Origin of the sequence: Streptomyces sp. NPDC089915, from assembly GCF_040684675.1 — a bacterium.
Lineage (GTDB): Bacteria > Actinomycetota > Actinomycetes > Streptomycetales > Streptomycetaceae > Streptomyces.
Genome location: NZ_JBFBGN010000029.1, coordinates 1 through 23,795, shown reverse-complemented (window position 1 = coordinate 23,795; position 23,795 = coordinate 1). Strand labels below are relative to the sequence as shown.

17 protein-coding genes are annotated in these 23,795 nt (G+C 74.8%); 7 read left to right on the top strand and 10 right to left on the bottom strand.

Features of this window, described 5'->3' with window-relative positions:
* The first annotated feature begins 69 nt into the window (after positions 1-69).
* The gene (locus AB0O29_RS12130; protein WP_365150027.1) at positions 70-1,512 is read left to right on the top strand and encodes a GuaB1 family IMP dehydrogenase-related protein; all 1,443 of its coding nucleotides are present in this window, start codon (positions 70-72) and stop codon (positions 1,510-1,512) included.
* Here AB0O29_RS12130 and AB0O29_RS12125 read toward each other — a convergent pair.
* The 6 genes from AB0O29_RS12125 to AB0O29_RS12100 form a co-directional block, all read right to left on the bottom strand.
* On the bottom strand, positions 1,509-2,777 hold the full coding sequence (locus tag AB0O29_RS12125) for a histidine kinase (RefSeq protein ID WP_365150024.1): 1,269 nt from the start codon (positions 2,775-2,777) through the stop codon (positions 1,509-1,511). The two genes, AB0O29_RS12130 and AB0O29_RS12125, sit on opposite strands and share 4 nt — an antisense overlap.
* Positions 2,774-4,510: a cation acetate symporter gene (locus tag AB0O29_RS12120; protein WP_365150021.1), complete on the bottom strand. Its 1,737-nt coding sequence runs from the start codon at positions 4,508-4,510 to the stop codon at positions 2,774-2,776. Before AB0O29_RS12120 ends, AB0O29_RS12125 begins: the two co-directional genes overlap by 4 nt.
* A gap of 77 nt (positions 4,511-4,587) precedes the next feature.
* Positions 4,588-4,863: a hypothetical protein gene (locus tag AB0O29_RS12115; protein WP_365150019.1), complete on the bottom strand. Its 276-nt coding sequence runs from the start codon at positions 4,861-4,863 to the stop codon at positions 4,588-4,590.
* Between the two features lie 264 nt (positions 4,864-5,127).
* Positions 5,128-5,928 carry a LytTR family DNA-binding domain-containing protein gene (locus AB0O29_RS12110; protein WP_365150016.1) on the bottom strand — a complete coding sequence of 267 codons (801 nt, stop codon included), beginning with the start codon at positions 5,926-5,928 and terminating at the stop codon, positions 5,128-5,130.
* 107 nt (positions 5,929-6,035) lie between these two features.
* A complete protein-coding gene (locus AB0O29_RS12105) occupies positions 6,036-6,989 on the bottom strand; it encodes an SCO0930 family lipoprotein (RefSeq protein ID WP_365150013.1) in 954 nt (317 codons plus the stop codon).
* Between the two features lie 126 nt (positions 6,990-7,115).
* Positions 7,116-8,129 carry a GDSL-type esterase/lipase family protein gene (locus tag AB0O29_RS12100; RefSeq protein ID WP_365150011.1) on the bottom strand — a complete coding sequence of 338 codons (1,014 nt, stop codon included), beginning with the start codon at positions 8,127-8,129 and terminating at the stop codon, positions 7,116-7,118.
* Between the two features lie 321 nt (positions 8,130-8,450).
* Between AB0O29_RS12100 and AB0O29_RS12095 the strand changes: the two genes are divergently transcribed.
* From AB0O29_RS12095 to AB0O29_RS12085, 3 genes are all read left to right on the top strand, one after another.
* Positions 8,451-9,932 carry an amino acid permease gene (locus AB0O29_RS12095; protein ID WP_365150008.1) on the top strand — a complete coding sequence of 494 codons (1,482 nt, stop codon included), beginning with the start codon at positions 8,451-8,453 and terminating at the stop codon, positions 9,930-9,932.
* Between the two features lie 10 nt (positions 9,933-9,942).
* A complete protein-coding gene (locus AB0O29_RS12090; protein ID WP_007262967.1) occupies positions 9,943-10,398 on the top strand; it encodes an Lrp/AsnC family transcriptional regulator in 456 nt (151 codons plus the stop codon).
* 107 nt (positions 10,399-10,505) lie between these two features.
* Entirely contained in the window at positions 10,506-15,134 is a 4,629-nt protein-coding gene (locus tag AB0O29_RS12085; protein ID WP_365150005.1) for a hypothetical protein, read from the top strand.
* A gap of 136 nt (positions 15,135-15,270) precedes the next feature.
* Here the strand turns inward: AB0O29_RS12085 and AB0O29_RS12080 are convergent, their stop codons facing one another.
* Positions 15,271-15,981: a GNAT family N-acetyltransferase gene (locus tag AB0O29_RS12080; protein ID WP_365150002.1), complete on the bottom strand. Its 711-nt coding sequence runs from the start codon at positions 15,979-15,981 to the stop codon at positions 15,271-15,273.
* Between the two features lie 296 nt (positions 15,982-16,277).
* On the opposite strand from AB0O29_RS12080, the gene AB0O29_RS12075 reads away from it, so the two are divergent.
* Positions 16,278-17,078: a carbon-nitrogen hydrolase family protein gene (locus AB0O29_RS12075; protein WP_365150000.1), complete on the top strand. Its 801-nt coding sequence runs from the start codon at positions 16,278-16,280 to the stop codon at positions 17,076-17,078.
* 70 nt (positions 17,079-17,148) lie between these two features.
* Complete coding sequence (locus AB0O29_RS12070; RefSeq protein ID WP_365149998.1) at positions 17,149-18,849, top strand: NAD(P)/FAD-dependent oxidoreductase; 1,701 nt, start codon at positions 17,149-17,151, stop codon at positions 18,847-18,849.
* A 62-nt stretch (positions 18,850-18,911) separates the two neighbouring features.
* Here the strand turns inward: AB0O29_RS12070 and AB0O29_RS12065 are convergent, their stop codons facing one another.
* The 3 genes from AB0O29_RS12065 to AB0O29_RS12055 form a co-directional block, all read right to left on the bottom strand.
* Entirely contained in the window at positions 18,912-19,556 is a 645-nt protein-coding gene (locus AB0O29_RS12065; RefSeq protein WP_365149996.1) for a DUF5995 family protein, read from the bottom strand.
* Positions 19,557-19,632: 76 nt separating this feature from the next.
* Positions 19,633-21,036: a solute carrier family 23 protein gene (locus AB0O29_RS12060; RefSeq protein ID WP_365150145.1), complete on the bottom strand. Its 1,404-nt coding sequence runs from the start codon at positions 21,034-21,036 to the stop codon at positions 19,633-19,635.
* A gap of 63 nt (positions 21,037-21,099) precedes the next feature.
* Complete coding sequence (locus tag AB0O29_RS12055) at positions 21,100-22,329, bottom strand: MFS transporter (RefSeq protein ID WP_365149992.1); 1,230 nt, start codon at positions 22,327-22,329, stop codon at positions 21,100-21,102.
* Between the two features lie 167 nt (positions 22,330-22,496).
* On the opposite strand from AB0O29_RS12055, the gene AB0O29_RS12050 reads away from it, so the two are divergent.
* Positions 22,497-23,579 (top strand): ROK family transcriptional regulator, encoded by a 1,083-nt coding sequence (locus AB0O29_RS12050; protein ID WP_365150142.1) that lies wholly within the window; start codon positions 22,497-22,499, stop codon positions 23,577-23,579.
* Positions 23,580-23,795: the final 216 nt, after the last annotated feature.

Here is a 23,795-nt window from a genome sequence, read left to right as displayed (position 1 = left end):
AATGAAGTACGTGCGTTTCCTCGGCTGTCTTCTGTCGAGGTACCTCCGATCGACTGGGATGTTCAGCACGTGCGTTTCCTCAATGACCTGAAGCCGCCGTACGACCTGACGTACGACGATGTGTTCATGGTGCCGAGCCGCTCCGCGGTCGGCTCCCGCCAGGGCGTCGACCTCTCCTCGCCCGACGGCACCGGCACCACCATTCCGCTCGTGGTGGCCAACATGACCGCCATCGCCGGCCGGCGCATGGCCGAGACCGTCGCCCGCCGCGGTGGAATCGTCGTCATCCCGCAGGACATCCCGATCGAGGTCGTCACCGACGTCATCTCCTGGGTCAAGACCCGCCACCACGTGCTCGACACCCCGATCACGCTGGCGCCCACCCAGACCGTCGCCGACGCGCTCTCGCTCCTGCCCAAGCGGGCCCACGGCGCCGGCGTCGTCGTCGACGCCGACAACCGCCCCGTCGGCGTGGTCACCGACCACGACCTCACCGGCGTGGACCGCTTCACCCAGCTCTCCGAGGTCATGTCGAAGGAGCTGCTGCTCATCGACGCCGACATCGACCCCCGCGAGGCCTTCAACCAGCTCGACGCCGGCCACCGCAAGCTGGCCCCCGCCGTCGACAAGGACGGCCGCCTCGTCGGCATCCTGACCCGCAAGGGCGCCCTGCGCGCGACCCTCTACACCCCGGCCACCGACGCGAACGGCAAGCTGCGCATCGCCGCCGCCGTCGGCATCAACGGCGACTTCGTCGGCAAGGCCAAGCAGCTCCTCGACGCCGGCGTGGACACGCTCGTCATCGACACGGCCCACGGCCACCAGGAGTCGATGATCAACGCGATCAAGGCCGTCCGCGCCCTGGACCCGAAGGTCCCGATCGTCGCCGGCAACATCGTCGCCGCCGAGGGCGTCAAGGACCTCATCGACGCCGGCGCCGACATCATCAAGGTCGGCGTGGGCCCCGGTGCCATGTGCACCACCCGCATGATGACCGGCGTCGGCCGCCCGCAGTTCTCCGCGGTGCTGGAGTGCGCCGCCGAGGCCGCGAAGTACGGCAAGCACGTCTGGGCCGACGGCGGCGTCCGCCACCCGCGCGACGTGGCCATGGCCCTCGCGGCCGGCGCCTCCAACGTCATGATCGGCTCCTGGTTCGCCGGCACGTACGAGTCCCCGGGCGACCTCCAGCAGTCGGCCGAGGGCCGCCTGTACAAGGAGTCCTTCGGCATGGCCTCCGCCCGCGCCGTGCGCAACCGCACCTCGGAGGAGTCCGCCTACGACCGCGCCCGCAAGGCGCTGTTCGAGGAGGGCATCTCCACCTCCCGCATGTTCCTCGACCCGCAGCGCCCGGGCGTCGAGGACCTGATCGACTCGATCATCGCCGGTGTCCGCTCCTCCTGCACCTACGCGGGCGCGGCCTCCCTGGCCGAGTTCGAGGAGAAGGCCGTCATCGGCATCCAGTCCGCCGCCGGCTACGCCGAGGGCAAGCCGCTGCACGCCAGCTGGAGCTAGTCCTCCCGGACCTCCGACGACGCCCCGCCCCCCGCCCGACCGGCCGGGGGGCGGGGCGTCGTCGTGTGCACGCCCGCCCGGTACTTGGGGATCCGCACCGTGATCTTCATGCCCGCGCCCACGCCCGTCTCGATGACCAGCCCGTAGTCGTCCCCGTACACCTGCCGCATCCGCTCGTCCACGTTCGGCAGCCCGACCCCCGACGAGGCCCCCGCCCGGTCCCCGGCCAGGATCCGGCGCAGCCGGGCCGGGTCCATGCCCACCCCGTTGTCCTCGATGGTCAGCAGCGCCTCCGCGCCCGCGTCCCGGGCCGCGATCGTGATCCGGCACTCCCCGGTGGAGTCCTCCACCCCGTGCTTGACGGCGTTCTCCACCAGCGGCTGCAGGCACAGGAACGGCAGCGCCACCGGCAGCACCTCCGGCGCCACCTGCAAGGTCACCTTCAGCCGGTCCCCGAACCGGGCACCGGCCAGCGCCAGGTACCGCTCGATCGAGCGCAGCTCCTCGGCCAGCGTGGTGAACTCCCCGTGCCGGCGGAAGGAGTAGCGGGTGAAGTCCGCGAACTCCAGCAGCAGCTCCCGCGCCCGCTCCGGATCCGTCCGCACGAACGAGGCGATCGCCGCGAGGGAGTTGAAGATGAAGTGCGGGGAGATCTGCGCCCGCAGCGCCTTGATCTCCGCCTCCATCAGCCGGGTCCGCGCCCGGTCCAGCTCCGACAGCTCCAGCTGCACGGACACCCAGCGGGCCACCTCCGTCGCCGCCCGCACCAGCACCGCCGACTCCCGCGACCCGTAGGCGACGAGCGCCCCCAGCACCCCGTCCTCACCCGTCAGCGGGGCGAACACCGCCCACTTCAGCGGGCAGTCCGGCCGCTGGCACTCCGTGCGCACGCTCTGGCTGCGCCCCGACTCCAGCATCACCGCCACCCGGGCCATCGCCCGCCGCTCGTGGTGGTCGGCGCCCGGCCCGTCCCAGGCCAGCACCGCCTCCCGGTCCGTGAGGCACAGCGCCTCCGTGCCCAGCAGCGACCGCAGCCGCCGGGCCGCCTTGCGGGCGGCGTCCTGCGTCAGCCCGGCGCGCAGCGGGGGAGCGGCGAGGGAGGCGGTGTACAGGGTGTGGAACGTCGCCCGCTCCACCGGGGTCCCCAGGTCCAGCCCCGCCGCCCGCTCCCCGCGCCGGGCCTGCAGACGGCCTCCCGCCCAGCCCAGCCCGACCAGCAGGACGGCCCCGGCCGCCGCCAGCACCGCCTGCGCCGCGCCCGTCACCAGGCACCCTTCCCCGGGCTCCGGGCCCCCGCCACGTCCTCCGGCAGGTGCAGCCGGGCCAGGGCCGCCGCCGTCCCGGCCGGCACCCGGGACCGGGTCGCCAGCGACACCAGCACCATCGTCAGGAACCCCAGCGGGACGGACCACACCGCCGGCCAGGCCAGCAGCGCGTGCGCCCACCCCTGCGGGACCAGCCCGCCGCGCGTGGCCACCACCGCCCCCAGCGCCGCCCCGCCACCGGTGAGCAGACCGGCCACCGCACCCGGCGGGGTCAGCCCGCGCCACCAGATGCCGAGCACCAGCAGCGGGCAGAAGGAGGACGCCGACACCGCGAAGGCCAGCCCGACCGCGTCCGCGACCGGCACCTGGGCGGTGACGAACCCGACCGCGAGCGGCACCGCCATGGCCACCGCCACCGCGAGCCGGAAGCTGCCCACCCCGCGCCGGGGCAGCACGTCCTGGTGCAGCACCCCGGCCACCGCCATCGTCAGCCCCGACGCCGTCGACAGGAACGCCGCGAAGGCGCCCCCGGCCAGCAGCGCCCCCAGCAGGTCCCCGAGCAGCCCGCCCAGCATCCGCTCCGGCAGCACCAGCACGGCCGCGTCCGCGTTCCCGGTGAGCGCCAGCTCGGGCGCGTAGATCCGGCCGAGGGCCCCGTACACCTGCGGCAGCAGGTAGAACACCCCGAGCAGGCCCAGTACGACCAGGGTGGTGCGGCGGGCGGCCCGGCCGTCGGGGCTGGTGTAGAAGCGCACGGCGACGTGCGGCAGGCCCATGGTGCCGAGGAACGTGGCGAGGATCAGCCCGTACGTGGCGTACAGCCGGTGCCCCCGGTCGCCCCCGGACAGCGGCTTCGACCAGCCCGGGGTGTCCCGGTCCACGCCGGCGCGGGAGTCCGGGACGGCCGAGCCGGGGGCGAACTCCAGCCGGGCGCGCGCCTGCACGGTGTGCTGCCCCGCCTCCAGCGTCAGCGGGGCCTCCCGGTAGGCGCGCCCGTCGACCCGGCCCGTCACCGTGAGGGTCAGCGGCTCGCGCACCGACAGCCGGACGTCCCGGGCCAGGGTGACGGCGGTGTGCTCGCGGAAGACGGCCGGGGCGTCGAAGGAGGCGCGCGGCGCGCCGTCGCCCGCCCAGGCGGCGAGCAGGAAGAAGACCGGCACCAGCAGGGCGGTGAGCTTGAGCCAGTACTGGAAGGCCTGCACGAAGGTGATGCTGCGCATCCCGCCCGCCGCCACGGCCGCCGTGACCACGCAGGCGACCACCAGACCGCCCACCCAGTGCGGGGCCCCGGTCAGCACCTCCAGCGTCAGACCCGCCCCCTGGAGCTGAGGCAGCAGGTACAGCCAGCCGACGCCGAGCACGAACAGCACCGCGATCCGCCGCACCGCCTGCGACTGGAGCCGGGCCTCGGCGAAGTCGGGCAGCGTGTACGCCCCGGAGCGGCGCAGCGGCGCCGCGACGAACACCAGCAGGACCAGGTACCCGGCGGTGTAGCCGACCGGGTACCAGAGCATCTCCGGCCCCTGGAGCAGCACCAGCCCGGCGACCCCGAGGAAGGAGGCGGCGGAGAGGTACTCCCCGCCGATGGCGGCCGCGTTCAGCCGGGGGCCGACGGTGCGGGAGGCGACGTAGAAGTCGGAGGTGGTCCGGGATATCCGCAGCCCGAGGGCGCCGACCAGGACGGTGACCAGGACGACGACGGTGACCGCGGTCAGCGCGTACGTCTGGTTCACCGGGGGTCCTTCGGCAGGGGAGGGGATCTTGGGAGTCTACGCAGCCCCCGCGCCCCGGAACAGGCCGGTTCCGGCCCTCAGAACGCCGGGTCGCGGTGCTCCGCGCAGTCGCGCAGGGCGATCTCCAGTTCCACGTACGACTCCTCGGCCCGCCGGAAGGCCAGCGTCAGGGCCGCCTCCGCGCTCGGCGGCAGCTGCTCGCGGGTGCCCTCGCGGGCCTCGTAGAGCACGTCCGCCCAGCGGGCGGCCGCGCTGCGCAGCCGGGCCAGCAGGGCCTCGGCCTCCGCGGGGCCGGCGGCCCGGGTGCGGGGCAGTCCGGTCAGCGCGTCCAGCAGCGCCTCGATCTCGGACATTTCGCTCCTCCCGGGGCCGGAAGATCCACGATACGGCGGCCCGGACGGCGCCGGGCGGCAACGCCCTCCTCCTGCGGCCGACGGGCCCGGTGGATCGCCGTACGCCCCTCCCCGAGCGACGAACGGCGCCTTGGTACGCCGGACGGTCGTCCGGGCGCGGGGGCGTGAGCCGGTGGCACGGGCGGGCGCGCGGGTGCGGCCGGGGGCGGGCGGGCCGCGGGTGGGGTGTGGGGCGGGCCGCGGGAGGGGTGTGGGGCGGGCCGGTCAGCCCGTCGCCTGGCGCATCAACAGGTCGCGGAGCTGGCGGGCGTGACGGCGGCTCACCTGGAGTTCGGCCGTGCCGATCCGGACGCTCGTGGTGCCCGCGTCCACGCGGAGCTCGTCGATGCGGCCCAGCGCCACCAGATGGCGCCGGTGGATGCGGACGAACCCGCGCGGGGCCCAGCGCTCCTCCAGCGCGGACAGCGGGATCCGCACCAGGTGGCTGCCGCCGTCGGTGTGCAGCCGGGCGTAGTCGCCCTGGGCCTCGACGTAGGCGATGTCCGCGATGGCGACGAACCGGGTGACCCCGCCCAGTTCCACGGCGATCTGCTCGGGGGCCCGCTCGGCGGCGGCCGGCTCCGCGGGGGCCGGCGGGGCTCCGGCGGGGGCCCGGGGGGCCGGCTCCTCCGGGCCGCCGAGCGCGGCTCGGGCCCGGCGCACCGCCTCGGCCAGCCGTTCCGGCCGTACGGGCTTCAGCACGTAGTCCACCGCCTTGAGGTCGAAGGCCTGGACGGCGAAACCCTCGTGCGCGGTGACGAACACGATCAGCGGCGGCCGTGCGAACCCGGCCAGCAGCCGGGCGATGTCCAGCCCGGTCAGCCCGGCCATCTGGATGTCCAGGAAGACCACGTCGATGGCGTCGGGGCCGTCGGGGCCGCTCTCCACGGCCCGGGTGATCCGGCGCAGCGCCTCGGTGGCGTCCGAGGCGCCCTCGGCGCTGAGCACCCGGTCGTCGGAGCGCAGCAGGTAGAGGAGCTCCTCCAGCAGGGGCTTCTCGTCGTCGACGGCCAGTACGCGCAGCATGGGCCGAGTCTAGGCGCGGTCCCGGCCCCGGAGAACGGGTGCGCGGCCCCCGCCCGGGGGGAGGGGGGCGGGGGCCGCGCAGCCGGTGTGTGGGGGGAGCCGCCGGGCTACTGGGCGCCGAGGAGCTTGCCGTCGGGGGCGACGGCGTACCAGGTGCCGCCCACGCCCTGCCCGTTGACGTCGCCGGGGTTCTTGTCGCCGGTGAAGGTGTAGACGGGCCAGCAGTTGACGGTCTGCTGCTTCTTGCCGTCGGGGCGGTCGAGGACCAGGTAGTTCTTCTCCACGATCCCGGCGCCGCGCTCGGCCGGGGCGACGGCCGGCCACTTGGCCAGGCAGTCGCCGGTGCACTTGGAGACCATGGGCCAGGCGGTGTCGGGCTTGAAGCGGTAGACGGTCATCCCGTTGCCGTCGACGACGTGTTCGCCGAGCTTGGGGTCCTTGGCCACGGTCAGGGCCCCGGAGGCCTGGCCCGCTCCGGCGGGGGCGGGGGCGCCCGCCGCGCCCTTGGCGGCCTTCTTGCCGTCGGGCGCGAAGGCGAACCAGGTGCCGCCGACGCCCTGCCCGTTCAGCTCGCCGGCCTTGGTGTCCTTGGCGAAGCGGTACACGGGCCAGCCGGCCACCGTCAGCTGCTTGCCGCCGTCCTTGCGGACCACCTCGCCCAGCAGGGCCGGGTCCATGCCCGCCGCCGCGCTCGCGTCGCCCGCCGGGACCGCCGGCCAGGCCTTGGCGCAGTCCCCGTCGCAGTTGGAGGCCGGCGGCTTGGCGGTGTCCTTGTCGAAGCGGTACAGGGTGAATCCGGCGGCGTCGGTCAGGACCTGGCCGAGCCGGTCGGTGGTGGAGACGGCGAGCGCGCCGGCGGGCTTGGCGGCGCCGGCCTCCCCGGCGGGCTTGGCGCCGGCGGAGGCGTCGGCGTAGGGGTCGGCGGCGGGCGCGGCCGCGGCGGCTCCGGCCGGCTTGGCCGCGTCGGCCTTGGCGGCCTTGTCGTCCCCGTTGCAGGCGGTCGCCGCCAGCACGACGACGACCGCGACCGCGGCCAGGGTGGTTCCGCGCTTGATGCCCATGGTGATCTCTCCCGTGTGTGTTTCCGCCGGGTCCGGGTCCTGCCGGTCGCCGGAACCCGTCAACTCGTGCGGAACACGGCCCCGCGGGAGCGCCGCGTTCACCGGGAGGGGTATGGCCTGTCTCACTCACCCGCCGTCGAACCCGGCCCGCCGCAGGGCCGTGGCCACAGCGAGGCCGAGGATCCGGTGTCCGGCGTCATTGGGGTGCAGCCCGTCCGCGAGGTGCTCGGGCCCCAGCAGGTCCCGGCCCGGCAGCAAGGCGAGCCGATCGTCCCCGGCGGCGGTCCGCTCGCGGGCGGCCCGCTCCATGGCGTCGCGCAGGGCGCCCAGGGTGGCGCCGAGCCGGTTCGGGGTGCGTTCGGCGTCGGGGCGCAGTACGGGGGAGACCAGCAGGAGCGGGGTGCGGGGGTGGCCCTGGCGGACCAGGTCGAGGAAGACGCGGGTGGTCTCGTACATCAGGGCGGCGGTGTAGGGGACGCGGGTCCAGCAGTTGGTGCCGAAGGCGAGGGTCAGGGCGTCGGCGGGCAGCGCCGCGAGCTGCTCGGCGGTGGCCAGCTCCCCGCGCGCGGCGCCCGCGTACCCGAGGTTCACGGTGTTCCAGCCGAGCGTGCGCCCGGCGACGGCGGGCCAGCCGTGGGCGGGGCGGGTGGACCACCAGCCCTCGGTGATCGAGTCGCCGTGCACCACCCAGCGCGGGGCGGGCGGGGCCGGGGCGAGCCCCCCGCCGACCCCGCGCACGCCCAGGACCAGGGGGGACTGCGCCTCGGGCGGGTGGACGGTGAAGGGGCCGGGGCCGCCGGGCAGGCCGATGCGCACGACGGCCTCGGCGGCGGGGTCGGTGAAGACCTCGCGGACCGGCCCGTGGCGGTCCCACAGGGAGAAGCCGTGGGCGAGGTCGCGCAGGGCGTCCGTGGGGCCGGGGACGGCGGCCCGGTAGCGGATCTCCACCGCCCGCGCCCCGTGGGCGAGGAACTCCAGGCGGACCCCGATCGGCAGGGTGGCCCGTTCGCCCGTGTCCCAGGGCAGCCGTTCGGTGTCGGCCGGGTCCGCCCGTACGGGCCGGTCCCCGTCCAGCCAGGCGACGCCGCGCAGGAAGGGGCCCGGATCGAGCCAGGCCGTGGCCGTGCCGTCTGCGTCCATGACGGCACGCTGCGGCAATTCTGACGGACTGTCAAGAAAGGGGGAGGAAGGGGGTCGCGCACTGATCGATCATCCGCGTGCAACAAAGGACCATCTGGGACAGATCCGCGCAACGATCGTGCGCCAATGTGCAAGGATGGTGCATTACGGGCGGTATCCCTCAGCTCGTAGGCTCACCCCCTGTACGTGGAGTGGCGCGGACCGCCTGCTCGGCGGTCCTCTCATGCCCAGACGGGTTCCCACCCGTCTGCCAACTGCTCCGGACCGCTGCGGTCGACGCCTGAACCCGTCCCCATCCCGCAGTGTCAAAGGAGTCCCCTCGTGCTCGATCAGGGCCAGGCACCCCCGCTCTCCCAGGAGACGCGCAAGCCCGTGAACCCGCTCATGCGGCGCAAGCCGGTCGAGCGGCTCATCTCCGAGGGCGGGCAGGGCGAGGGCGGTACGCTGCGCCGCTCGCTCACCATGTGGCAGCTGACCATGATCAGCATCGGCGCCACCCTGGGCACCGGCATCTTCGTCGTCCTCGGCACCGCCGCCCCCAAGGCCGGCCCCGCCGTGACGATCTCCTTCATCCTCGCGGGCCTGACCGCCCTGTTCTCGGCCCTCTCCTACGCCGAGCTGGCCGGCTCCGTCCCGGTCTCCGGCTCCTCGTACTCCTACACGTACGCCACCATGGGCGAGCTCATAGCCTGGATCTGCGGCTGGTGCCTGGTCCTGGAGTACGCCGTCTCCGTGGCCGCCGTGGCCGTCGGCTGGGGCCAGTACCTCAACGAGTTCCTCGACGGGACCATCGGGGTCACCATTCCGGGGGCGATCTCCCAGCCGTACGGTGACGGCGGCGGGTTCATCAACCTGCCCGCGCTGGTCGTCGTCCTGCTCTCCATGGTCTTCCTGATGCGCGGCGCCAAGGAGAGCGCCACGGTCAACTCGATCATGGTCGCGGTGAAGATCGTCACGCTGATCCTCTTCATCGGCATCGGCATCATGGGCATCAAGGCCGGCAACTACACCCCCCTCGCCCCGCTCGGCGTCACCGGCATCAGCGCCGCCGCCTCCACCCTCTTCTTCTCCTACATCGGCTTCGACGCGGCCTCCACCGCCGGTGAGGAAGCCAAGAACCCGAAGAAGGACCTCCCCCGCGCGATCATGCTCTCGCTGGGCATCGTCACCGTCCTCTACGTCCTCGTCGCCTTCGTCGCCGTCGGCGCCATGCCGTGGAAGGACTTCGAGGGCACCGAGGCCGCGCTGGCCCAGATCATGACGGACGTCACCGGCACCAGCGTCTGGGGCGTCGTCCTCGCCGCCGGCGCCATCGTCGCGATCTTCTCCGTCGTCTTCGCCGTCCTCTACGGCCAGACCCGCATCCTCTTCGCGATGTCCCGCGACGGCCTCGTTCCCAAGGTCTTCGCCAAGGTCGACGAGAAGACCGGCGCCCCCCGCGCCAACGTGGTCATCGTCTCCCTCTTCTGCGGCGTCCTCGCGGCCTTCATCCCGCTCGGCAAGCTCGCCGACGCCACCAGCATCGGCACCCTCTTCGCCTTCGGTCTGGTCAACGTCGCCGTGATCATCCTGCGCGTGAAGCGCCCGGACATGCCGCGCACCTTCAAGGTGGCCCTCTTCCCGGTCACGCCGATCCTCGGCTTCCTCGCCTGCGGATACATGATGTTCAGCCTGGATGCCGCCACGTGGCAGGTCTTCGGTGGCTGGATGGTCGTCGGCCTCGTGGTCTACTTCACCTACGGCATCCGCCGCTCCCGTCTGGCCACCGAAACGGAAGAAGAAGTGGCCACAGCAGAGAAGTGATCCATCCGCAGTGCGACTGAACGATCTCGACGAACGCATCGTGCACGCCCTCGCCGAGGACGCCCGCCGCTCCTACGCGGACATCGGCTCCGAGGTCGGCCTCTCCGCCCCCGCCGTCAAGCGGCGCGTCGACCGGCTCCGCGCCGAAGGCGCCATCACCGGGTTCACCGTCCGCGTGGACCCGGCGGCCATGGGCTGGGAGACCGAGGGCTTCATCGAGATCTACTGCCGCCACAACACCTCGCCGGACGACATCCGGCGGGGGCTGGAGCGGTACCCCGAGGTGGTGTCCGCGTCGACCGTCACCGGCGACGCGGACGCCCTCGTCCAGGTCTTCGCCTCCGACATGCGCCACTTCGAGCGGGTCCTGGAGCGCATCGCGGGCGAACCCTTCGTGGAGCGGACCAAGTCCGTCCTCGTCCTGTCGCCCCTGCTGCGCCGCTTCACCTCGGGAGCACCCGCGTAACACGTTCGCGCACCGACGCCCCCGCCGGACCATCCGGCGGGGGCGTCGCCGTCCCCGCGCGGACACGGCCGCCGCGGCTGTCGGAGGCGCCTGGCACCATCGGCCCCATGAAGATCCAGATCCAGGTACCGGCCGACCCGCACCTCTCGACCGCCTACACCGACTGGGCCCGCGCGCACGACCCCGGCTCCGCGCCGGCCGCCGTCGCGCTGCTCGACGAGGCCCTCAGCACGATCCACCGCGCCTACGAGAAGCCCGGCCGCTACGTGGACGGCCTGGAGCGGCTCGTACGGGGAGTGGAGCCGGCCCACCTGCCCTGGTTCTGGGACACCGTCGGCCACAAGCTCATCGCCTGGCACCTGCGCTCCGCCGCCCGCGCCTACACCCTGGCGCGCAAGGCCGAGCGCGACCACACCCTGCCCGTCGACCCCGACTGGCACCGAGCCAACCTGCTCCTCTTCGCCCGCGCCGGAGCACTGCCCGGCGCCGCGCTCAGCGGCCACCAGGCCTGGCTGGCCACCGCCCTGGAGCCCGCCGCCGCCCACGAGGAGTACGTACGGGTCCTGCGGGCCTGGGCCGCCTCGCCCGGCGAGCCCCCCGCCGACCTGGCCCGCCGCGTCCGGCTCTCCGCCCGGGCCGCGGGGCTCGGAGCCGCCGAGGAGGCCCGCGTCCTGGGCCTCGTCCTGGCCGCGTCCCGGCACAAGGAGGTCCCCGACCGGCTGCTGGACGCCGCCACCCCGCTGCTGGCCGCCCACCCCCCGGCCGACGACACCGCCCTCGCGCTCCTCGACCTCTTCCCCGAGAGCCGCGGCGACGCCTCCTCCTGGCTGCGCCTCCTCCTCGGCTGCGGAGCCGCCGACGCCGCGGCGGCCGGCCGGATCGTCCCCGAGGGCGGCCCCGCCGAATGGTTCTCCCGGTACGCCGGCCGCTACGCCCACGGCCGCTCCGGCGGCGGCGTCATGCGCCAGCCCATGCCCGCCGAGCTCTTCGAGCTCCTCGCCCTCTTCGCCCCCCGGCTGCGCGCCTGCGACAGCCCGCTGCGGCTGCACGAGGACCGCTACACCTACCGGGGACTGGACGCCGACCTCCTCGACGCCTGCCTCGCCGAAGGCATCGCCGTCGAGGACCCCGGCCCCGCCGTGGAACTGGTCTTCTGGGACGGACGCTCGACCCGCGACCTCAAGGCCCTCGCCGCCGACCCCGTCTTCGGCCCCCGCCTGGAGGGCACCGTCCACGCCGGACTGCGCGGCTCCGGCACCGCCATCAGCCGCCTCCCGCACAACGCCGGCATCGCCGCCGAGGTGCACGCCCGCGTCGAGACCCTGCTCGGCGCCCTGCGCGGCGGCGGCCTCGCCGCCGCCGACGAGGCCGTCGACGAACTCGCCGGCCTCCTCGACCGGCCCACCGCCCGAGCCCTCGACGGCATCGACGAGGCCCTGGCCGAACCCGACCTGACCGGCCCGCTCGCCCGCGCCCTGCGCGCCGGACTGCCCGAGGAACACGGCTGGCCCGCCCTCGAAGAGGCCGTCGCCGGCCTCGGCGGCCCCGCCGCGGTCACCGGGGTCACCTGCACCTGGCCCCTGCTGACCGTCTACGGCCCCGACCGGGCCGTCACCGTCGACCACGCGGGCCCCCGCGCCTCCTGCTCCTTCCGCCTCCCCGAGGAAGCGACCGCGCACACCGTGCACTACGTCGGCGGCGCCTTCCTGGTCGGCTTCGGCACCACCCCCAAGGCCTCCTTCGGCGACCGGGCCTTCTGGGCCGACCGCCCCGAGGACGTCTTCGAGCCCGAGCAGCAGCTCGGCCTGCGCCGCTACGACGGCGGCGGCGACCTCGGCTACCACTTCCAGACCCCGGACGGCGGCGGCCGCCACGAGGGCGGATCCGTCCTGCGGCCCGGTGGTCGCGAGGGGATCGGCGCCTACGACGTCCAGATGAGCGACGGCCGGCGCTACTGGAGCGCCGGCGGCGTCGGCCGGAGGCAGGGGCAGGCCCTGACCCGCGTCGACCCGGAGACCGGCGGGGTGCTCGCCGACCCGACGCCCCCGGAGTTCCACGCCTCCGCCGAGCTCCCGCCCGGCACGCGGCGCTTCTCCTCCCGCTGCCAGACACTCGCCGCCCTCCCCGAGGGCGCCCCCGCCTCCCCGCTCGGCCAGGACGGCCGGCTCGTCGGGTTCCGGGTCTTCCACCACACCCCCTACGCCGGGCCCTCGCCCACCTCGTTCGTCCTGGAGGGCGCCGACGGCCGCCGCGCCTCCTACCGCAGCCGCCGCTGGGGGCGCGCGCCCTGGGCCGTCGTACGGATGCCCGAGGGCGGCGAGGACGGGGTGCTCGTCGGCGCCGAGGCCATCCGCTGCCACGCCGCCGAGGACAACTCCCTCCTGTGGCAGGTGCACGGCTTCCCCGGCTCCGACCGGCGCCGCACCCCCGGCTTCGGCGAAGGCGCCGGCCCGGTCCCGCCGCCCGCCTTCTGGCACTTCCTCACCCCGCGCTGCCCAGCCTCCTCCAAGGCGCTGCGCGCCGTCGACGACACCACCGTCCACGCCCTGCTCGACGCCGCCCTCGCCGCGGACCCGGCCCCCGCCCTGCCCGCCGGACTCGAACCGCACATCGCCGCCGGGGTCGACCGGGCCGCCCGGCTCGCCGCCGACGTGCTGCGCCGGCTGCGCGAACTGGCCCGCCGGGTCGCCGTGATGCGGGCCGCACCGGTCGTCTCGCTGCGCACCGAGGTGCCCGACTCCGTGCTCGCCCCCGCCCTCTACCCACTGCTGCCCCACCGCCCCCCCAACCACGACGCGCCCCCGCTCGCCCGGCAGCCCGCGATGCTGACCGCCGTCGCCGCCGACGGGCGCCACCTGCGCGGCGAGATCGACGACGAGGCCCGCCTGCTGGCCCGGCCCGCCGCCCCCGAGCCCTGGGAGCCGCTGCTCGGCCGGATCGGCGCCGTCGCTTGGCGGGCCGCCGCCGCGACCACCCCCGACGAACAGCGGACGGCACTGGCCGCACTGCTGGACACCTGGAGCGGGCAGCCCTTCGCCGAGGCGGGCGGCACCTGGCGCACCGGCCGGGCCGGGGAGGATGCGCTCGCCGCCCTCCGCGGCGCCGGGCACGCCCTGGTCCGCGGGCCCCTCCGCGACGGACGGGCCCCGTTCCTCCAGCGGGCCGCCGACCCCGCCCCCGAGGGCGCCGAGGAGTGCGTGACCACCACCGTCGAGGACGAGGACTCCGTACGCCTGCCCCGGCTGCTGGAGCTGCTCGCCGAGCGGGGCCCGCTGCCCGCGGAGCCCGCCGCCCGCGAGGCCTTCACCCGGCTGACCGGGGTCCGGGGGCCCGTGGCGGGCCTGGTCCTCGCCGGGTTCCCGGCCCGCGAGGACCACCGGGAGCAGCTCAAGCTGCTGGCCTCGGCGCCGTTCCAGGCCGACAAGTCCCTCGCCGCGGAGTACGGGGAGCTGTCCTGGAAGCTGGGCGACGCGGGACGCTGCGCGGTCCTCGCCGCCGGCCTGCCGCAGGACGTGGCCGACCTGTGGGAGCCGGGCGGGACCGTCCGGGCCGCCGAGCGGATGGCCGCCGTGTGGACCGGCCTGCTGGGCGCCGAGGAGCAGGTGGACGAGGGGCTGGCCGCGGCCCTGGAGGCCGATCTGGGCCTGCCCCTGCCCTGGGCCCGGGCCCTGCCCGCCGGCCGGACCCCCGAGGGGGCGCCCTTCGGCGAGGAGGGCCTCGTCCTCGTCGGCAACCGCATCGGGGGCGTCGACCTCCACCACACCCGGCCGGACGGCGCCACCGGCTCCGCCCTCCACTCCGAGCCCGCCCACCACACCGCCGCCTCCGTGATCGCCTGGGCCCTGACGGAACGGCCCGTCGGCGACGCCGGAGCCGCGGGCGCCCTGGCCCTGTACGGGCGGCTGCGGGACCACCTGGACGGCCCGGGCGCGCTCATCCCCCTGGGGACCTTCTTCAAGGAGCTGGCCGGCATCGCGAAGGACGACCCGCGGTTCGTCCCGTACGAAGGGCCCGCGCTGCCCTGCCCGGAGCCGTTGTGGGAGGCCGCCACCGGCACCTCCACGCTCCTCGACGACGGGCTGTTCGTGGTGGCCGTACCCCGTGGAGACGCCTTCCTGCGGGCCGCCGCCCTCACCGACCCGGAGCGGATGGCGCGGGCCGAGCGGATCTCTGCCACCGTCCGGCAGGGCTACCTGCTGACCGTCCTGCGCCGGCACCGGGAGCTCCACGCCGGCCTCGCCCGGCTGGCCGCCCGAGCCGCCACCACCCCGGTGCCCGAGGGCGGCTACGAGGCGAACCCGGCCCTGAGCGCCCCGGAGCTGACCGCCGAGGTCGCCGCCGCCCTCGGGACCGGTACGGACGCGGCCGCCCTCCACCTCCAGCTGCTGGCCCTCGCCCGCCCCACCGACCGGGCCGTCCGCCGCTGGAACGGCTGGAGCCCCGCCCGGCACAAGGCCGCCCAGGCGGAGCTGCTGGCCACCGGCGCCGTGGTGGCCGACAAGCGGGCCCGCGCGGGCCGGACCCTGTTCGTCCCCGGCCCGTGGACGCAGGCCAAGGCCCCGCACCTGCCCGTGGAGACCGCGAAGCTCGCCGCACACGTGGCGTCCGCCTCGGGCGCGAACCTCCACCTGCCGCTGCTGCGCCTGCTGGCGCCCGTCCCGCCGCACGAGCTGTTCGCCCGCGCCTGGGCGGAGCGGAGCGCGGCCACGGGGACGGGAGCCGGTCCGGCGGTCTGACGGCCGCTGATCTGCGTGTTCATCGCGGTGGCCGGCAGGTCCCCGGCCCGGGCTCCCGTCTCCGCCGACGCTACGGGAGGCCCGGGCGGCACTCAATGAACCCCGTGTTAAACCGGGAACCGGGCGGTGGAGCGGGCTACGGCCGGCCGTCCGGGGTCCCGGGCGTGCGCAGCCCGATGAAGACCGGCTCCCGGCGCAGGACGAAGCCCATCGACTCGTACAGCCGGATCGCGTTGGTGTTGTCGGCGGCCGCGTGCAGGAACGGGACATCCCCGCGCTCGCGGATACCGGCCGCCACCGCCCGCACCAGCAGCGCGGCCAGCCCCTGCCCGCGGTGGTCCGGATGGGTGCACACCGCGCTGATCTCCGTCCAGCCGGGCGGCCGCATCCGCTCCCCGGCCATCGCCACCAGCCGCCCCTCCCGGCGGATCCCCAGGTAGCTGCCCAGCTCGATGGTGCGCGGCAGGAAGGGGCCCGGCTCGGTCAGCTCCACCAGCGCCGTCATCTCCGCCACGTCGGCCGGCCCCAGCGCGACCGCCTCCGGCGAGCCCTCGGCCCGCACCCCCCGCCCGTCCAGCTGTACGCCCGGGATGACGCGTACGGTCCCCCAGTCCGCCGGCGGGGTCGGCAGACCGGTCAGCCAGACCTCCCGGCCCGGCCCCACCAGCGCGGCCAGGTCCGCCCAGGCGGCCGGATCGGCCGGGTCGGCGACGGCGGCGAACGGGTTCGCCGCCGGGAGGTAGCGGGCGGCCCCGCGCCCGGAGTACTCGGCGAAGGCCCGGTGCGGACCGGTCAGCGCGGCCCAGACCGGGTTGTCCAGCGGGGCGGCGGGGTTCTCGGTGGACATGCGGTGCGGGATCCTTCCCTGGGGGTGGCCGCCCCGGGAAGCCCGCGCGGCGGCACCGGACGGCGGCGACGGCGGCAGGGTACGCCCCCGCGGACCCCGGGAGCAGCGGATTTACGGGGACACCTGCCGTCCGCCCCGCTCCGGCCGACGGAAGGCCCCGCGCAACGAATCGCCGCACCGGGGCCGGAACGCGCAACGAATCGATGAGCCCAGCGCAACGCTGACGGCTTGTCCCGGTCGAACGCCAGAACGTACCGTTTTACGACCCCCACCCCACCTGTCACAGAGGTTCGCCCATGCCCCCGCTGCGCACCGCACTCCTCCAGAGCTCCGGACGGCTCGGCGACACCGCCGAGAACCTGAAGCGGCTCGACGAGGCCGCGGCGCGCGCCGCACAGGGCGGGGCCGGGCTCCTCGTGACCTCCGAGATGTACCTGACCGGCTACGCGCTGGAGACCGGGGACATCGCGGGCCTGGCCGAGCCGGCCGACGGCGAGTCCGCCCACGCCATCGGGGGCATCGCCCGCCGCCACGGGATCGCCGTCCTGTACGGCTACCCCGAGCGCGACGGCGACACCGTCTACAACTCGGCCCAGCTCGTCGGCCCCGACGGGACCCGGCTGGCGAACTACCGCAAGACCCACCTGTTCGGCTGCTTCGAGCAGGAGGCCTTCACCCCCGGCGACGTCCCCGTCGTCCAGGCCGACCTGAACGGCCTCCGCGTCGGCATCATGATCTGCTACGACGTGGAGTTCCCCGAGAACGTACGGGCGCACGCGCTCGCCGGGACCGACCTCCTCCTGGTCCCGACCGCGCAGATGCACCCGTTCCAGTTCGTCGCCGAACAGCTGGTCCCGGTACGGGCCTTCGAGAACCAGATGTACATCGCGTACGTCAACCGGACCGGCCCCGAGGGCGAGTTCGAGTTCGTCGGCCTCAGCTGCCTCGCCAGCCCGGACGGGGTCACCCGCACCCGCGCCGGCCGCGGCGAGGAGATGGTCCAGGGCGAGGTCGACCCCGAGCTGCTGCGCGCCTCGCGCGAGACCAACCCGTACCTGCGCGACCGGCGCCCCGGGCTGTACGCCTCCCTCGTCTGAGGCCCGCCCGCCCCTCCCCGCACCACCCCGCCCCAGCCCCGCCTGCTCTGCCGCAAGGAGACGTACCCCCATGACGTCCACGGTGCCCACCACCGCCGTCCCGCACGGCGACGGACAGCTCCCCCCGATCACCATGTTCGGCCCGGACTTCCCGTACGCGTACGACGACTTCCTCGCCCACCCGGCGGGCCTGGGCCAGATACCGGCGACCGAGCACGGCACCGAGGTCGCCGTCATCGGCGGCGGCCTGTCCGGCATCATCTCCGCCTACGAGCTGATGAAGATGGGCCTCAAGCCCGTCGTCTACGAAGCCGACCAGATCGGCGGCCGGCTGCGCACCGTCGGCTTCGAGGGCGCCGAGACCGAGGGCCTCACCGCGGAGATGGGCGCCATGCGCTTCCCGCCCTCCTCCACGGCCCTGCAGCACTACATCGACCTCGTCGGCCTGGTCACCGAGCCCTTCCCGAACCCGCTCGCCGAGGCCACCCCCTCCACGGTCGTCGACCTCAAGGGCGAGACGCACTACGCCGAGACCATCGCCGACCTCCCGCAGATCTACCGCGACGTCGCCGACGCGTGGAACGCCTGCCTCGACGAGGGCGCCGACTTCTCCGACATGAACCGCGCGATGCGCGAGCGGGACGTCCCGCGCATCCGCGAGATCTGGGCCAAGCTCGTCGAGAAGCTCGACGACGAGACCTTCTACGGGTTCCTCTGCAAGTCGGAGGCCTTCAAGTCCTTCCGCAAGCGCGAGATCTTCGGCCAGGTCGGCTTCGGCACGGGCGGCTGGGACACCGACTTCCCGAACTCCATCCTGGAGATCCTGCGCGTCGTCTACACCGAGGCCGACGACCACCACCGCGGCATCGTCGGCGGCTCGCAGCAGCTGCCGGTGCGCCTGTGGGAGCGCGAGCCCGAGAAGATCGTCCACTGGGCCCAGGGCACCTCCCTCTCCACCCTGCACGACGGGACCCCGCGCCCGGCCGTCACCCGCCTGCACCGCACGGCCGGCAACCGCATCACGGTCACCGACTCCTCGGGCGACATCCGCACCTACCGCGCCGCGATCTTCACCGCGCAGTCCTGGATGCTCCTGTCCAAGATCGCGTGCGACGACTCGCTGTTCCCGATCGACCACTGGACGGCGATCGAGCGCACCCACTACATGGAGAGCTCGAAGCTCTTCATCCCCGTGGACCGCCCGTTCTGGCTGGACAAGGACGAGGAGACCGGCCGCGACGTCATGTCGATGACGCTCACGGACCGCATGACCCGCGGCACCTACCTGCTGGACAACGGCCCGGACAAGCCCGCCGTCATCTGCCTCTCGTACACGTGGTGCGACGACAGCCTGAAGTGGCTGCCGCTGTCCGCGAACGAGCGGATGGAGGTCATGCTGAAGTCCCTCGGCGAGATCTACCCCAAGGTCGACATCCGCCGCCACATCATCGGCAACCCGGTCACCGTGTCCTGGGAGGACGAGCCCTACTTCATGGGCGCGTTCAAGGCGAACCTGCCGGGCCACTACCGCTACCAGCGCCGCCTGTTCACGCACTTCATGCAGGACGGCCTCCCCGAGGACAAGCGCGGCATCTTCCTCGCGGGCGACGACATCTCCTGGACGGCCGGCTGGGCCGAGGGCGCCGTCCAGACCGCCCTGAACGCGGTCTGGGGCGTCATGCACCACCTCGGCGGCTCCACGGACACCACGAACCCGGGCCCGGGCGACGTCTACGACGAGATCGCCCCGGTCGAACTCCCCGAGGACTGATCCTCCCCGGCACCCAGGACCACGGGCCGCCCCCGCGTCACGCACGCGGCGGCGGCCCGTTCTCATGCCCGGACGGGGGTCAGCAGGCAGCGGCCGACCAGGCCGACGCCCGCGTCCAGGGACTCCTCGAACTCCTCCGCCAGGTCGGGGGAGCGGCGCAGGGTCCACAGGAGGCGGGCCGCCGCCCAGGCGCCCGCGCGGGCGCGCTCCAGGCTCCAGGAGCCCAGCAGGTGCGTCAGGGGGTCGGCGATCTCCAGCAGGTCCGGGCCCGGCATCAGGTCCTCCCGGATGCGTTCCTCCAGGGAGACCAGGGTGTCGCCGACCCGGTGGAAGTCGGCCTCCAGGGCCGCGGGGGCGCAGTCCAGCGTCCGGCAGGTGGACACCACCGCCAGGGCCAGGTCGTGCCCGATGTGGGCGTTGATCCCGGCCAGCGCGTGCTGGAGCGGGCGCACCCCCGGGTGGCGGCGGTACTGCAGGAGCGGGCGCCAGCAGGCCGGCGCCCGGTCCGACTCCACCGCCGTCAGGTACCGCTCGGCGAACCGCACGCTCAGCGTCTCGGCCCGCCGGGGCCGGGGGAAGTCCCCGTGCTCGATCCGCTCGTGCAGGCTCTGCGTCACGGTCAGGTACACCCGGTTGAAGACGGCGACGCCGTCCTGCGCCGGCAGCCGCTCGTCGAGGACGCGCATCCGCGCGAGTACCGCTTCCATGGAGGACAGCGTCACAGCCCGGGCGCCCGGCGCGGGGAACTTGGCCGTAGGCTTCGCCGGTTCGGGCGAAACGCCGTCAACCCCGCTTGTCCCCGGGCTCCTCGGCGGCGGAGCCGTCGTACGCCGAGGTCCCCGAGTCCAGCAGCGGCTCCTGCCGCTTGAGGTGCTCCGGCGCGAAGTAGCGCAGCGCGTGGTATCCGGTGATCACCACGATCGTGCCGAGCGCGATGCCGCCCAGCTCGAAGCTGTCGCTGAAGTGCAGCTTGACGCCGCCGACGCCGATGATGATGCCGGCGGCGGCCGGGACCAGGTTCAGCGGATTGCGCAGGTCCACCCGGCCGTTCAGCCAGATCTGCGCGCCGAGCAGGCCGATCATGCCGTACAGGATCACGGTGATGCCGCCCAGCACCCCGCCGGGGATCGCGGCGACGACCGCGCCGAACTTCGGGCACAGCCCGAAGAGCAGCGCGAAGCCGGCGGCCGCCCAGTAGGCCGCCGTGGAGTAGACCCGGGTGGCGGCCATGACGCCGATGTTCTCGGAGTACGTGGTGTTCGGCGGGCCGCCCACCGCCGTGGAGAGCATGGACGCGGCGCCGTCGGCCGCGATCGCCGTGCCGAGCTTGTCGTCGAGCGCGTCGCCCGTCATCTCGCCGACCGCCTTGATGTGTCCGGCGTTCTCGGCGATCAGCGCGATGACCACCGGCAGGGCGATCAGGATCGCCGACCACTCGAAGGAGGGCCCGTGCAGGGACGGCAGCCCGATCCAGTCGGCCCTGCCCACGCCCGACAGGTCGAGCCGCCAGTGGTCCACGGCCTCGGTCCCGCCCGCCGGGGAGTGGATCTTGCCGAAGACCATGTCGAAGACCCACGAGATCCCGTACCCGAACACCAGGCCCAGGAAGATCGCGATCCGCGACCAGAAGCCGCGCAGGCACACCACGGCCAGCCCGGTGAACAGCATCGTCAGCAGCGCCGTCCACTGGTCCTGCGGCCAGTACGTGGCCGCCGTCACCGGCGCCAGGTTGAACCCGATCAGCATCACGACCGCGCCCGTCACCACGGGCGGCATCGCCGCGTGGATGATCCGCGCCCCGAACCGCTGTACGGCCAGACCCGCCAGGAACAGCGCCGCGCCGACCACGAACACCGCGCCCGTGACCACCGCGCTGTCCCCGCCGCCGGCCCGGATCGCCGCCGCCACGCCCACGAAGGAGAGCGAACAGCCCAGGTACGAGGGGACCCGCCCGCGCGTCGCGAGCAGGAAGACGGCGGTGGCGATGCCGGACATCATGATGGCCAGGTTCGGATCCAGGCCCATGAGGACCGGGGAGACGAAGCTCGCCCCGAACATCGCGACCACGTGCTGGGCGCCGAGCCCGGCGGTGCGCGGCCACGACAGCCGCTCGTCCGGCCGGACCACCGCACCGGGGGCGGGGGTCCGCCCGTCTCCGTGCAGGGTCCAGCGCAGGCCGAAGCCCATGTTCCACCACTTCCGTTCCGCCGAGAGGTCAAGGATCATGACCGCAGGGCGGCCAGCGATATATTACGGCCGGATAGCAGCGGTTTCGTCCCGGTTGGCGGCGTGCGCGCCGCCCGTCGGCCCGGGCTTCGGCCGCAGTACCGCCGCCCCCGCGACCAGCGCGCACGCCAGCAGCGTCACCAGGCCGAACGACACCACCAGCGAGGTCGCGTCCGCCACCGCCCCGATCGCCGACGGGGCGATCAGCCCCGAGGTGTACGTGATCGTCGCGACCCCCGCGATCGCCTGCGCCGGGGCGGGCCCGCTGCGCGCCGCCGCCGCGAAGGCCAGCGGCACGACCACCGCGATGCCCAGCCCGATCATCCCGAACCCGGCCATGGCCGCCGCCGGCTGGCGCACCGTCACCACGAGCAGCCCGCCCGCCGTGGCCAGCGCTCCGCCCGCCCGCACCGTGCGCACCGCCCCGAACCGGTCCACGATCCGGTCCCCGGCCAGCCGGGCCACCGCCATGGTCAGCGCGAACGCGGTGGTGGAGGCGGCCGCCGTGCCGGCCTCGGTGCCCAGCACGTCCCGCAGGAACACCGCCGACCAGTCCAGGCTCGCGCCCTCGGCGAACACCGCGCAGAACCCGACGGCCCCGATCAGCACGGCCGCCTTCGGAGGCCTGGCGAACCGCGGCGGGGCCTCCTCCTCCGGCTCGCTGCGCAGGTCCAGCACCCCGCGCACGGCGACCAGCCCGGCCGCCGTCAGGGCCAGGGCGGCGATCAGGTGGTGCACCCGGGCGTCCGTCCCGGTGTGCGCGGCGACGGTCCCGGCGGCCGAACCGATCAGGGCGCCCACGCTCCACATGCCGTGCAGCGAGGACATGATCGAGCGGCCGAGCCGGTTCTCGGTCTCCACCCCGAGCGCGTTCATGGCCACGTCCGACATCCCGGCGGCGGCCCCGTAGGCGAAGAGGGCGCAGCACAGGGTCACCAGGTTGGGGGCGAGGCCCGGCAGGACGAGGGACAGGGTCCACAGCGACAGCAGCCCGCGCAGTGCGGCGCGGGCGCCGAAGCGGTGGTTGACCCGCCCGGCCAGCGGCATGGCGAGGGCGGCTCCGAGCGCGGGGAAGGCGAGGGCCAGGCCCAGGGTGCCCGCGCCGATCTGGGCGTGCTCCTGGATCCACGGGATGCGGGTGGCGAAGGAGCCGGTCACGGCGCCGTGGGCGCAGAAGACGGCGGCTATCGCGAAGCGGGCGCGGCGCAGCCGCGCCGGGCCGGTGCCGGGGTCCCCGGCCGTCACGGTCGTCATGCGATAAAACTATCAGGGAGCCTGCCTGATGATTAAGGCCTTTCCTTAGGATGGGTTCCGTGACCCCTGTGAAGGCGATCTCCCCCGCCGCTTCCGCTCCGCCGGCCGCTTCCGCTCCGCCCGCCGCCCCGGCGCCCTCGCCCGCCTCGCCGAGCACGGCCCGGGCCATGAACGACCGCCTCGCGCTGGAACTCCTCCAGGCGGAGGGGCCACTGACGGCGACCCAGCTCAAGCAGCTCACCGGACTCTCCCGCCCCTCCACCGCCGACCTGCTCGAACGGCTCGGCGCGGCCGGGCTGATCGAGGTCGTGGGGGAGTCCGGCGCCCAGCGGCGCGGCCCCAACGCCCGCCTCTACGGGATCGTGGCCCGCCGGGCCCACCTGGCCGCCCTGGACGTCCGGACCGACAGCGCGACGGCGGTGGTCACCGACCTGCTCGGCAGCCCGCTGGCCCGGGCGGAGCTCCCCGTCGACGCCGTGGACGAGGCCGTGGACCGGCTGGAGGCCCTGGCCCGGGAGGCCGGCGCGGAGGCGCTGCACACGGTGGTCGTCGGCGCGCCCGGCCTGGTCGCCCCGGCCTCCGGCGAACTGCGTGACACCTCCGGCCTGCCGGCCTGGCACCGGGACCTGGTGGCCGCGCTCCAGCGGCGGCTGCCGGCCCAGGTGGTGGTGGAGAACGAGACCAACCTGGCGGCCCTGGCCGAGCAGCGGGTCGGCGCCGCGCGGGACGTGGACTCCTTCGTACTGCTGTGGCTCGGCGCCGGGGTCGGGGCCGCGGTGGTGCTCGACGGGCGGCTGCGACGGGGCGCGTCCGGCGGGGCGGGGGAGATCGGCTTCCTGCCGGTGCCCGGTACGGCCGGACTGCCCTCCGCCACCGACTGCGGGGGAGGTTTCCACGCCCTGGCCGGGCGGGCGGCGGTGGCCGCGCTGGCCGTGGAGCACGGCTTCGGCGGGCCCGTGGAGGAGGCGCTCGCGGGGGCCGCCGGGGAGGCCTTCCTGGAGGCGGTCGCCGAGCGGCTCGCCCTCGGGGCGGCGGCCGTCGCCGCGGTGCTGGACCCAGGGTGCGTGGTCCTCGGCGGGGGCCTGGGGCGGGCGGGAGGTCCGGGCCTGGCGTCCCGGGTGGGCGGCCGGCTGGCGGCCCTGAGCCCCGTTCCGACCGAGGTCCGGGCCACGGCCCTGGGGGACCCGGCGGTCCTGGAGGGTGCCAGGCTCGCGGCCCGCGAGTCCGCCCAGGCGTCGTTGTTCGGCTGACCGCCCGGGGTGCCGCTGCGCGGGCCGAGGTCCCCTACCCTCCCCCAGACTCCGTCCGGGGGGACCCCCTCTTCGCCCGTTCCCCGGGCGCTGCCCGGACCCGTTTCCGGACGCTCCGCGCCCGGTGCGCTCAAACGCCGCGCGGGCTATTTATAGCCCCGCCGGCGTTTGAGGCGCGGGGGTCCGGGGCGGAGCCCCGGGAAACGGTGAAAGGGC